Genomic DNA, 12,450 nt, shown 5'->3' with positions numbered 1-12,450 from the left:
TGCGCCCCAGCTATGGGCGCGGTTCAGCGACTGCGGCCGGCCATTTCGATTGCAAAACGCGCCGCCCCGCTGACGCCTGCGGCATCGTCGGTGATCAACCACAGCGGCGTGGTTTCACACCGGCTCTGCACGCCGGTCGCAGGTTGCAGGAAGCTTTTGAGGAATATCTCGCAGGCCGGGGTGCCGAGCACGCCCCGTGCCACGCTGCCGGCAAAAAAGATCCCCTGTCCCGGCATATAGGTCGGCACCAATTCGCGGGCAAAATCCCCCAGCAGCCGCGCCCAGCTGGTCACCGTCTCGGCGGCAGGGCTGTCGGCATCGGCAAGATAATCCGCGACGATCTGCGCGCCGCCCTCTGCCGCGACGCCATGCAGCGCCTGATGATAGCGCACCAGCCCGCGCCCCGAGAATAGATCCTCATTGGTTGCAAAACCGGCAGCTCGCTCTCCAAGCCGTTCGACCAGACCACGCGCGACAGGCGCCGACAGGCTGGTATGGCCCATCTCGGCCTCGGCAGTGTGGCCATCCACCGACAAGGACACGTTGAAGCCGGTGCCGATGCCAGCCACCAGCGCCTGCTGTCCGCGCTGGTGTCCCGCCCGCAGCGACGACAGCTGGCCGGGGATCAGTGCGGGCAGCGAATGCCCGAGCGCGGCCAGATCGTTGATCACGTCAACCCGCGCGCCCTCGCCTAGCTGCAACTGTCGGCCCAGGTCCTCTGCCGTCCCCTGCCAGTTGCGGTTGGTCAGCTGATATTCGTTGCCATAGACAGGCCCCGCCACCGCGATGCAGGCACCGGCCAAAGGCGGCAGATCGGGCTGCGAGCAATAGGCTGCAAGCACGTCATCGAGACTGGAAAAGCTATCATTAGCAAAGCTTTGCAGCGCCGTGACGCCGATTTCAGGACCGGCAAGGGCCAGCCGCGTATTGCTGCCGCCCACGTCGCCAACCAGCACTGTCATGTCCGAGCCCATGTGCTCTGTCCCTCTGCATGTCCGATTTTTGCGAGACACTGCCGTATTCAGCGTCGAAATGCAATTCTGCGACGGTCATAGTTTTAGCGCTAACATAATGCAATATACTTGCCACGGATCGATGTTTTTGCACAGTTGGAACTGTCCGACCAGGAGCCACGATGACCGGCACAGATGATCCTCCCAGCCCCGCCGCGCCGAAAGCGCCCGATGGGCTGACCCGCCGGTTTCGTGCCCGTCTTGCGGATCGGTTCGACAGCAGGATCGTCATGCCATTTGATCGCCTGCGGTTTCGTGCAACGCTCCGGCACCTGTCTGGGCCGCGCCAAATTCATCAACCGCGCGAAGCAGTTACCGTGGTCGCGCTGGTGCGGGACGGAGCCTATTACCTTGATGTTTTTCTCGCCCATTACCGCGCGCTTGGAGCGGCGCATTTCGTCTTCTGCGACACCGGCTCCAGCGACGATACGCTGGCCCGGCTGGCGGCAGAACCGGATGTCACGGTGCTGCAATCCCGCCTGCCCTGGGGCCGCTTTGAAAATATCTTTCGCGGGTATGCGGCGCGGAAGTTTTGCGCCGGTCGCTGGTGTCTTTTCGCCGATATGGACGAAATCCTTGAATTCGAGGGGCAGGCGCAGCTCGGCCTGACCGGGCTGGTGCGCTATCTGGATCGGCATGGGTATAGCGCGATGATGGCGCAGATGCTGGAAATGTTTCCCAAGGCGCCGCTGCAATCGGTCGCGCAGCACGCCTACCCGGAGGTGCAGCAGAGCTTCTGCCACTACGACATCAGCGCGGTGCGCGCCCTGCCCTATCATGATCCGGCTACCGGGCTGGGGTTTTTCCTGTCCCAGAACCGGCTGCCAGATGCGCCCGCGCCTGCACCCAGAATGCAGTTCGGTGGCATTCGCGGCGCCGTCTTCGGAGAGAACTGTTGCCTCAGCAAACACCCGTTGGTTTTTGTCGGTGCAGACGTCGGCCCGGCGGTGCATCCGCATCTGTCGACCGGTGTGCAGGTCGCCGACACGATGGCAGTTCTGAAACACTATAAATTTGCCAATGATCCGATGGCGCGGGATCAGGCCTCCCTGTCCCGCGCGGCTATCTCCCATGGCGAGGATGCGCTGCGTGTTGCGGGCTTTGCCACGACGCCGGATCTCAGCCTATGGTCCGAAAAGGCTCAGCGCTATGACGGGCCGGAAACCGGGCCGCAACAGCTGCGCGAGGCCGGTTTCCTGCAGGTTTCCCCGCGTTATCTGGCGGAGAGCGCAGCATGACCCGAGATGTGCAGGATCCGCCGGTCGCCGCCCAGACGCCGCCGATTGTCGATGCTGTCGTCATCGGCCGCAACGAAGGGGCGCGGCTGCTGGCCTGCCTGCGCAGCCTGCAAGGTCAGCTGCGTCAGGTGATCTACGTCGACAGCGGGTCGACGGATGGGTCGGTCGCCGCGGCCGAGGCGCTGGGGGTAAAGGTTGTCAGCCTCGATATGAGCGAGCGGTTCACCGCTGCCCGCGCCCGCAATGCAGGTCTGGCCCATCTCGACGGCGACTGTACCTATGTGCAGCTGGTGGATGGCGATTGCGAGGTGGTGCCGGGCTGGATCGCCAGCGCAACCGCGCGGCTGGAGGCTGATCCCCGGCTGGCGGTGGTCTGTGGGCGGCGGCGCGAACGTCACCCCGACAGCTCGATCTACAACCAGCTCTGCGATCACGAATGGGACACTCCGGTCGGCCCGGCGAAGGCCTGTGGCGGCGACGCCCTGATGCGGCTTCGCGCCCTGCAGGAGGTTGGCGGCTATCGCAACGACCTGATCGCGGGCGAAGAGCCTGAGCTGTGCCTGCGTCTGGCACGCGCGGGGTGGTCAATCTGGCGGCTGGATGCCGAGATGACATTGCACGATGCCCAGATGCTCCGGTTTTCGCAGTGGTGGCAGCGCAGCCGCCGTGCGGGTTTCGCCTTTGCCGAGGGGGCGGCGCTGCATGGCGCCGGTCCCGAACGCCATTGGGTTGCGGAAACCCGGCGGGCGCTGATCTGGGGCGCCGGGATCCCGGCCCTCATCCTGATGCTGCTGCCGTTTTCCGGTTGGGCGCTGCTATTGTTGCTGGTCTACCCGGTGCAGTTCCTGCGGCTGGCTACCCGGATGGGCCGTCGTCGCGCATTCTATTCCATTCTCGGCAAATTTGCCGAGGCACAGGGCGCGATGGAATATCACTGGCTGCGACTGCGGGGGCGCAAACGCGGATTGATGGAATACAAATAACTGCCGCCACCCCGGTCAGGTCAGATCCGGTCGGGCCAAATCCGGTCAGGCCAGATCCGGTCAGGCCAGTTTCCGTCAGGGGTGGCGCAGCCTGAGCGCGTGAAGCAGCTGACCCGGCAGGATTGCCAGACAGCGCAGATAGCGCGGACCCAGGCGGCGCGGGCTGCTCAGCGCCCGCCACAGCCATTCCAGGGCCAATCGGCGCACCCAGGCGGGCGCTCTTTTCTGATGGCCGCCCAGAAAATCAAGCCCCGCGCCAACTGAGGCAAAGCCGACCTCGGGCGCAAGAGCGCGACCACGGGCGGCCATGATCTCCTGTTTGGGGGCGCCAAGCGCCAGAAAACACAGGCCAATCTGCTTGCGCGCAAGCTCGCGCAGGATCTGCTCCGCAGCCTCGCTGCCGGGATCAAAGCCCGTCGGCGGCGCGTGGCACCAGGCGATTTCAAGCCCCGGCACCTCAGCTTTCAATGCCGCGGAGGCATCCTGAAGCGCGGCTTCGGTGCTGCCCACAAGAGCAACAGGCACCCCGGCGCGCGCGGCCCAACGACAAAGCGGCAGCACCATGTCAGAGCCCGGCATCAGCGCCACCGGTCGTTGTGCCAGCCGCGACAGCCAGACAATGGGCCGCCCATCAGCCACCACGAAATCCTGTGCGGCATAGGCTTTCAGAAAGGCAGGCGAGCTGTGCATTTTCACCAGGTGATCCAAATTCACCGTCGCCAGCGCAAAGCCACGACGGGTCTGGAAATGCCCCATCACCGCCTGTTCCAGCCGCGCCGGATCGGCAATGTTCACATCAATCCGTGTGTCCCGAATATCAAAATACACCCGCATCCCCCCTCATGCGCCAGAAGCGACGCCCCTCTTCGATCACATGGCCTTGCATCTGTTTCAAGAGTTTACCTCAGAATACGAATGCGGGCGACAGCGCAGACATCTGGGGCTAAACTCATGGTCACGGGGGCAAATACAGGAGCGCAGGGCCGCACGCGATGCCAAATGCTTTGGCCTATCTTATGCTGATCGCCTGGCCGGTGATCGCATACAAACTGTTTCGGCGTCTGCCGTTGCAGCAGGCTATTCTTTGGTGCGTCATCGGCGGATATCTGTTCCTGCCACCGCTTGCGGTGTTCGACTTGCCATTGGTCCCGGATATGGACAAGGATTCCATTCCGGCCGTCGTCGCTTTTGTGATCTGTGTCTATATCCTGCGTAAGCGGGTGGAGATCTGGCCCCGCCATCCGGTGATGCGGGCGCTTGTTGCTCTATTCCTCGGTTCGGTCATTGCAACCGTGCTGACCAATGGTGACCCGATCGTGTTCCGCGTTCTTGAAAACGCCGAACCCATCGTCTTTCCGACCTATGCCCTGCCCGGGCTGCGCTGGCGCGACCTCGGATCGGTGATGATCAACCAGTTGATCGTCTTGCTGCCATTCTTTCTGGCGCGCCGCTACCTCTCACATCCCGACCAGCAGCGGCAGCTGGTGATGGTGCTGATGGTGGCCGGGCTGATCTATTCGATACCCTCGCTGTTCGAAGTCCGGTTCAGCCCGCAGATAAACACCTGGGTTTATGGGTTCTTTCAGCATGATTTCAGCCAGACCATGCGTCAGGGCGGGTTCCGACCGATTGTATTCCTGCCCCATAGTCTGTGGCTGGCGCTGTTCGTGCTGATGTCAGTGCTGGCCGCAACATCGCTGGCCCGCAGTGCCGAAGGCCCGGACAAGCGACGCTATACCATGGCGGCGATTTACCTTTTTGCGGTGCTGATCCTGTGCAAGAGCATCGCCTCGCTGGTCTATGGCCTGATCTTCACACCCTTTGTGGCGATGGCTTCCTACCGGATGCAGATGCGGCTGGCGCTGGCATTGGGGGTGGTGGCGATTGTCTATCCGATGCTGCGCAACCTTGGGCTGGTGCCCGTGGATGCCATCCTTGCGCAGGCCCAGGCCTTCAGTCCCGAACGGGCGCAATCGCTGGGCTTTCGGTTCACCAATGAGGCGCTGATGCTGGATCGCGCCGCCGACAAACCCTGGTTCGGCTGGGGCGGCTGGGGGCGTAATCTGGTACGCAACCTCGAAAGCGGAGAGATCGAATCGATCCCGGACGGTCGCTGGATCCTTGTCTTTGGCACCTTTGGCTGGGTTGGCTATATCGCCGAGATGGGCCTTCTGGCCGGGCCCTTGGTGCTGCTGTGGCAACAGATGCGCCGCCATGCGGCTGCAACGCTGTCGCCCTTTGCCGCGCCTCTGGCGCTGATGCTGGCGGCGACGCTGGTCGATATGCTGCTGAACGCGACGCTGACCCCGGTGACATGGCTCTGTGCCGGGTCGGTGCTTGGCTATGCTGAGCGCCTGCTATACCCCGGCCTGTTCACGCCAAAGCGGCAGCTGTTCGACGGCCATCAGGCGCTCGCCACCGCGCCGCTGGCCAAGGCACGGCGCAGTGTGCTGTGATGCCGCATTCTCTTCGCAATTCAGGCCGAATTGGACACAATCTGTCCCTATCGATACCGTATATCTTTTGCAGGGTTCACACTGCGCACAGGGTAATCCGTCGGCTTGGGGGCCAGCGGGCGCACGCCCTGTTCACAGATTGGGGACCAATTCGTGCCACTGTTGCAAGACCTTTGCGCTCGCAGGGTCAGTGTTGTTGATTGGTTAGGGTTACGTTCGGGCAAGGCTCTTGTTTCGGACACATGGGTTGAGGACGATTGGGGCAATTGAAAACATCCGCGAAAACCACAGATCGCACTCCGTTTGACGCGTCACGCTACAGCGGCGATATCGCCATTGTCGGCATGTCGCTCTGCGTACCGGGAGCGCAGTCGCCGCAAGCGTTCTGGCAAAACCTGCGTGACGGTGTGGAATCGATCAAACCCGTCAGCGAGCAGGATCTGCTGGCCGCAGGCGAAGACCCGGAAACGCTGTCCGACCCCAATTACGTCGCCGCTACCGCTGCGCTGGACGGCTACGCCGAATTTGACGCCGAGTTCTTTGGCTTCAGCCCAAAAGAGGCGGCCATTCTCGACCCTCAGCACCGCAAATTCCTCGAAGTCGCCTGGGGCGCGATGGAGGATGCAGGTCACCCGCCCGAAAGCCTGAACGGCCCCATCGGGGTTTATGCGGGCTGCGGCATGGGCAGCTATTTCTACTTCAACATCTGCTCCAATAAACCGCTGGTGGATGACGTGGGCATGTTCCTGCTGCGCCATACCGGCAACGACAAGGATTTCCTGTCGACCCGCGTCAGCCATGTCTTTGATCTGAAGGGACCATCGGTCAACATTCAGACGGCCTGCTCCACCTCGCTGGTGGCGGTGCATTATGCCAGCAAGGCCCTGCGCGAGGGCGACTGCGACATGGCTCTTGCCGGTGGCGTCACCATCGAACTGCCACAGGGCCGCGGCTACCTGTTCAAGGAAAACGAGATCCTGTCACCCGACGGCCACTGCCACGCCTTTGACCACCGCGCACAGGGCACGGTCTTTGGCTCCGGTGCCGGTGCGGTTGCCCTGCGCAGGCTGGAAGATGCGCTGGCCGATGGCGATCATATCTGGGCGGTGATCAAAGGCTCTGCGATCAACAATGATGGCGCCGACAAGGCCGGCTATCTGGCCCCCTCGGTCGAGGGGCAAGCCAGCGCCGTACGACAAGCGCTGCGCGCCGCCAAGACCCCGCCGGACACCATCGACTATGTCGAATGCCACGGCACTGGCACCTATCTTGGTGACCCGATCGAGGTCACCGCGCTGACCGAAGCCTACCGCGAAACCACCGCCGCCGTGGGTTACTGCCGTATCGGATCGGTCAAGACCAATATCGGCCATCTGGATACCGCCGCCGGCGTCGCCGGGCTGATCAAGACCGCCTTGTCGCTGCATCATGGTCAGATCCCGCCCAGCCTCGGCTATGAGGCACCCAATCCGGCGATTGATTTTGAAACCGCGCCTTTTGTGGTCAATGACCGGTTGCGAGACTGGACCTCGGCCAAGGGACCGCGCCGCGCTGCGGTCAACGCCCTCGGGGTGGGCGGCACCAATGCCCATGTCGTGCTGGAACAGGCCGCACCCCGCCCCGCACCGCAGGACAGCGATTTTCCGTTTCAGGTGCTCTGCCTCTCGGGCCATTCTAAGGCCGCGCTGAATGCCAATGCCAGTGCCCTGGCCGCGCATCTGCGCGCCAACCCGGATCTGCCTCTGGCCGATGTGGCCTATACGCTGAAGGAGGGCCGCCGCAGCTTTGCCAAGCGTCGCACCCTGGTGGCCGAAACCGCCGAGGAGGCCGCCGCGCTGCTTGAGGCGGGCGACCCCAGACGCGTGTTTGACCACGACAGCGCCGACCGTCCGCCGGAGGTGGTTTTCATGTTCCCCGGCGGCGGCGCGCAATATGCGGGTATGGCGCGGGATCTCTACGAAACCGAGCCTGTCTTTGCCGATTGGATGGACCGGGGCCTCGACCACCTTCAGACGCAGCTGGACTATGACATCCGCGCGCTGTGGCTGCCGGAACCGGGGGAAGAAGACGCCGCCAATGCCCGGCTGCAACAGCCGTCGGTGCAATTGCCGCTGATCATGATCGTGGAATTTGCGCTGGCGCAGCTCTGGATCAGCTGGGGCATCCGCCCTGCCGCGCTGGTGGGACATTCGATGGGTGAAAACGCCGCCGCCTGTCTGGCCGGTGTGCTGTCGTTTGAGGATTGCATCGATCTGGTGCTGCTGCGCGGACGGCTGTTCGACAAGGTGCCTGCCGGCGGGATGCTGTCGATTTCCCTTCCACTGGATGAGGTTGAGGCCCGGCTTTCGCCGGATCTGGACATCGCCAGCGTCAATGCCCCACGCCTCACTGCCGTGTCCGGCCCGCAGGAGGCGCTGGATGCGCTTGCGGCTCAGCTCACCGCCGATGAGGTGGATCACCAGCGGATCCAGATTGATATTGCCGCCCATAGCCGGATGCTGGAGGGCATTCTGGATGAATACCGCCAGTTCCTGCGCGGGTTGACCCTGACAGCACCGGGACGCCCGATCCTGTCGAACCGCAGCGGCCAGATCCTGACCGACGCCGAGGCCACCGATCCCGAATACTGGGTTGCCCAGCTGCGCAATACCGTCATGTTCGCCGCCTGTCTTGATACGCTGGCTGACGTGCCGAACCGCATCTATCTGGAGGTCGGCCCCGGTAAGGCGCTGTCCTCGCTGGCGCAGATGGCGCCGAAGATCAAACCCGGTCAGGTGCTCAGCTCATTGCGCCATCCCGAGCAGATGATGGCGGATGATGCCTATTTCTTTGGGGTGATCGGACGGCTCTGGGCCTGCGGGCTGGACGCCGATTGGGATCAGATCTGGGGCGATGCACGGCGTCAGCGCCTGCCGCTGCCAACCTATGCGTTTCAGCGCAGCCGCTATTTCATCGAGCCCGCGGCCCCGGCCCGCGCCGAGGCTGCCATCATCACCCCGGCCCGCCACGACCAGCTGTCGCACTGGGGATCGCGCCCCAGCTGGCGGCCCGCATTGGCAAGCTGCGACCTGGACGTCACCGGCGAACTGGATCAGCAGCCCGAAACCTGGCTGCTGTTTGAAGACGACGCCGGACTCTGCTCTGAACTGGCCGCAAGGCTGGATCAGGCAGGCCACCGGGTGGTGCGGGTGCGCCCCGGCGACACCTATGCGCAACTGAGCGAGACCCGCTATATGCTGGCGCCCGAACAGGGGCGCGCGGGCTACGATGCGCTGCTTGCCGATCTGGCGCTGGCCGATCTTCTGCCCAGCCGTATCGGCCATTTCTGGCTGGTGACCGAGGGCGAGACCTTCCGGCCCGGCGCCTCCTTCTTTGATCGCAATCTGGAGATGGGATTTTATGCGCTGACCGCGCTGGGGCAGGCTCTGGCCCAGATCGACCTACCGCAGCCACTGCATATGACAGTGTTTACCACTGGCGCGGCCCAGCTGCGCGACGAACCGCTGCCCTACCCCGAAAAGGCGATGATCGCCGGCCCTGCCGGTGTGCTGCCGCGCGAAATTCCCGGCCTCACCTGCGCCACGGTCGATATCGAACTGCCGCGCCGCCCCGGTGGGCTGCGGCGCTGGCTGGCGGAGGACCAGCCCGCGTCGATTGCGGATCGCTTGCTGGAGGAGCTGCTGGCGGAGCCTGCAAATGACACCGCACTCTGGCGTGGTGACAAGCGCTACACCCTGCGGTGGCGCCCGGTGGAGCTGTCGGAGGAGGATCAGATCACATCGCCACTCCCCGGCTTCCGCGAGGGTGGCACCTATCTGATCACCGGCGGCTACGGCGGCATCGGACGCACCATCGCCGCGGATCTGATGCAGAGCTATGGCGCCAATGTGGTGCTGATCTCGCGCGGTGGCCTGCCCCCGCGTGACCAGTGGGACAGCTATCTGAACCGCCACAGCCCGGCCAATACAACCGCCCAGCGCATCCGCGCCGTGATGGCATTGGACGCCATTGGCAGGGGCCGGGTCTTGCCGCTGGCAGCCGATGTCTGCAACAGCGAACAGATGCGCGCCGCTGTCGCCAAGGCCGAGACCGCCTTTGGCCCCATCACCGGTGTCATCCATGGCGCAGGCCAGATCAATGACGCGCCGGTTCTGGCCAAGACCGAGGACGACATTTCCCAGGTGCTCGCCCCGAAAGTCAGCGGGTTGCGGGTACTGGACGCCATTTTCGGCACCGACACGCTGGAGCTGATGGTGCTGTTCTCCTCCTCCTCGACGGTGACGCGCCCGATCGGCCAGGTCGATTACGTCGCCGCGAATGAATATCTCAACGCCTTTGCCAAGCACCGCACCGCTGCCGGGGCTGCGGGCAACACAACCCGTGTCGTTGCCGTCGATTGGGGGGTCTGGGCAGATGTCGGCATGGCGGCAGATGCCATTGGCGCCCGCCAGCAGGAGGCCGGTGATGATCCGATCCCCTGTGATCAGCCGTTGTTTGACAGCCGCCAGTTTGCCCCGGATGGCGGGGTGCTGTTTCATCGTCGGCTGAGCAGCGACCAGTGGATCCTTGATGAACACCGCACCAAGGATGGCACTGCATTGATCCCCGGCACCGGCTATATCGAATATGCCGCCGAGGCACTTGCCGAACTGGGGCATGAGGCGCCTTTTGCCCTGCGTGATCTCTATTTTCTGCGCCCGCTCGTGGTCTCGGAGACAGCCCCCTGCGATATGGTCGTGCGGCTGCTGCCGGTCGAGCGCGGTTATGAGTTTGCCGTCTACAGCCGCACGGCGGAGGGCTATGCCCTGCATGTTCAGGCGCTGCTGGAGACGGATATCGCGGCGCGGCAGCCCGGTCGGCACCCCCTGCCCGATCTGCTACCGGTGGCCACCGAAACGTCACCCTGTACCAAGCGCGAACGGCTACGGACACCACAGGAGGCGCATCTGAAGTTCGGCCCGCGCTGGCATGTCCTGCAACAGATGCGACAGGGGACGGGCGAAGGCATTGCCCGGCTGCAACTGCCGGCCATCGCCGCCAAGGACGGCACGCTGCTGCCACCCGGCCTGATGGATCTTGCCACCGGATGGGCGATTGACCTGATTCCCGCCTATCGCGGTGCCGCGCTCTGGGTGCCGGTGTCCTATGACGGTATCGAGGTCTTTGCTCCGCTGCCCTGCGACGTGCTCAGCCATATGCGGCTGATGGACAGCGATGCGACCAGTGCCCGGTTCGACATCACCCTGACCACCGAAGATGGCACCGTGCTGGTTGAGGTCCGGGGCTTTCAGATGCAGCAGCTGCCCGGTGCAACCAAACTGGCCCCGGCAGAGGGAGCAGACGCCAGCGGCGCGGATCTGGGGCTGGCCGCATCGCCGGGCGCACAGCCGCTGTCGCCCGAGGAACGCCGACTGCATCGCAATATCAGCCAGGGCATCCGCGCCGAAGAAGGCCCGGACGCGCTGCGCCGGGCGCTGGCGACTGGCCTGTCGCAGGTGGTGGTATCCTCCCTCGCGCTGCCGGATCTGATGGCACAGGCCGATCAGCCTCCGCAGCAGGCGCGCGAGGACAGCCAGAGCTTTGAACGGCCACAGCTCGACACCGACTACCTCGCCCCGCGCAACGCGGTCGAGGAGGAGATCGCGGCGCAGTTTGCCCGGCTGCTTGGGGTGGCGCAGGTCGGGGTCGACGACAGCTTCTTCGACCTTGGCGGCCATTCCCTTGTCGCGGTCCGGCTCTTTGCACAGATCAAGCGCAGCTTTGGAGTCGATCTGGCGATTTCCACCCTGTTTGAGGCCCCCTCCGTCGCGAGGCTCGCCGAACTGGTGATCGCCCGCACCGGCGGCGGCCTCACCACCGAAACCTCCGCCGACCACACAGGCACGCCCCAGGCCGAGACGCCGGCATATACCCATCTGGTGCAGCTCCACCCCGGCGATGGCACCGGGCGACGGCCTTTCTTTCTGGTGGCCGGCATGTTCGGCAACGTTCTGAACCTGCGCCATCTGGCGCTGATGGTTGGCAAGGACCGCCCGGTCTACGGGCTGCAGGCCCGTGGCCTGATCGGCGACGACGCCCCGCATGACCGGCTTGACGCGGCAGCCCGCGACTATCTCGCCGAAATCCGCAGCATCCAGCCGGAGGGGCCTTATCTATTGGGCGGGTTTTCCGGCGGCGGGCTGACCGCCTATGAAATGGCCCAGCAATTGCGCGCCAGCGGCGAAGACACCGCCGCGCTGATCCTGCTGGACACACCGTTGCCGATGCGACCTGAGCTGAACCACCGCGACAAGGCGCTGATCAAATGGGCCGAGCTGCGCCGCAAGGGCATCGGGTATCTGGGCGAATGGATCGGCAATCGCATCGCCTGGGAGATCGAAAAACGCCGGTATACCGCAAGCGAAGACAGCAGCGCACCGGTGTTCAACAACCGCAAGGTCGAACTGGCCTTCCGCGCCGCCTTGCCCGCCTATGAGCTGCGCCCGTGGAGCGGACCTCTCACATTGTTCCGCCCGCCGCTTGATCGCCATTGGCAGGTCTCGGCAGGGAACTGGGTCAGCCGCGAGCGCGAATATGTCTATGACGACAACGACTGGACCCGCTGGGCGCCAGCGATCGAGGTCGTCGAGGTGCCGGGTGATCACGACAGCATGGTGCTGGTGCCCAACGTCAGCGTGCTGGCAGGCGAGGTCAAGGCGCGGCTTGATGCAGCCGACGCCGCCGCGCTGCGCCAAAGCGCGCCAAAGACGGCAGAATGACC

Annotated in this window: 6 protein-coding genes; 4 read left to right on the top strand and 2 right to left on the bottom strand. The window is 64.2% G+C overall.

All coding sequences use genetic code 11. The features are described 5' to 3' along the window. Positions 1-23: 23 nt before the first annotated feature. Positions 24-974: a glucokinase gene (locus VWY34_RS07045; RefSeq protein WP_416544801.1), complete on the bottom strand. Its 951-nt coding sequence runs from the start codon at positions 972-974 to the stop codon at positions 24-26. A 161-nt stretch (positions 975-1,135) separates the two neighbouring features. On the opposite strand from VWY34_RS07045, the gene VWY34_RS07040 reads away from it, so the two are divergent. Beyond that, positions 1,136-2,251, top strand: a complete 1,116-nt coding sequence (locus VWY34_RS07040; protein WP_416544800.1) for a glycosyltransferase family 2 protein — start codon at positions 1,136-1,138, stop codon at positions 2,249-2,251. Further along, positions 2,248-3,234 carry a glycosyltransferase gene (locus tag VWY34_RS07035; RefSeq protein WP_416544799.1) on the top strand — a complete coding sequence of 329 codons (987 nt, stop codon included), beginning with the start codon at positions 2,248-2,250 and terminating at the stop codon, positions 3,232-3,234. The genes VWY34_RS07040 and VWY34_RS07035 overlap by 4 nt, the downstream gene beginning before the upstream one ends. A gap of 75 nt (positions 3,235-3,309) precedes the next feature. Here VWY34_RS07035 and VWY34_RS07030 read toward each other — a convergent pair whose 3' ends face one another. Continuing rightward, entirely contained in the window at positions 3,310-4,062 is a 753-nt protein-coding gene (locus VWY34_RS07030; RefSeq protein ID WP_340544538.1) for a WecB/TagA/CpsF family glycosyltransferase, read from the bottom strand. A 164-nt stretch (positions 4,063-4,226) separates the two neighbouring features. Between VWY34_RS07030 and VWY34_RS07025 the strand changes: the two genes are divergently transcribed. Both VWY34_RS07025 and VWY34_RS07020 read left to right on the top strand, forming a co-directional pair. Continuing rightward, positions 4,227-5,690, top strand: coding sequence for a hypothetical protein (locus VWY34_RS07025; RefSeq protein ID WP_416544798.1), 1,464 nt, complete (start codon positions 4,227-4,229; stop codon positions 5,688-5,690). A gap of 266 nt (positions 5,691-5,956) precedes the next feature. Continuing rightward, entirely contained in the window at positions 5,957-12,448 is a 6,492-nt protein-coding gene (locus VWY34_RS07020; RefSeq protein WP_416544797.1) for a type I polyketide synthase, read from the top strand. Positions 12,449-12,450: the final 2 nt, after the last annotated feature.

The organism is Phaeobacter sp. JH20_02, assembly GCF_048056915.1.
Classification (GTDB): Bacteria; Pseudomonadota; Alphaproteobacteria; order Rhodobacterales; family Rhodobacteraceae; genus Phaeobacter; species Phaeobacter bryozoorum.
This window is presented reverse-complemented; position numbering and strand designations above follow the sequence as displayed.

Excerpts from the sequence above, each read along its gene's own strand:
- VWY34_RS07045 (WP_416544801.1), bottom strand. The coding sequence starts at position 974 with ATGGGCTCGGACATGACAGTGCTGGTTGGCGACGTGGGCGGCAGCAAT.
- VWY34_RS07040 (WP_416544800.1), top strand. The coding sequence starts at position 1,136 with ATGACCGGCACAGATGATCCTCCCAGCCCCGCCGCGCCGAAAGCGCCC.
- VWY34_RS07035 (WP_416544799.1), top strand. The coding sequence starts at position 2,248 with ATGACCCGAGATGTGCAGGATCCGCCGGTCGCCGCCCAGACGCCGCCG.
- VWY34_RS07025 (WP_416544798.1), top strand. The coding sequence starts at position 4,227 with ATGCCAAATGCTTTGGCCTATCTTATGCTGATCGCCTGGCCGGTGATC.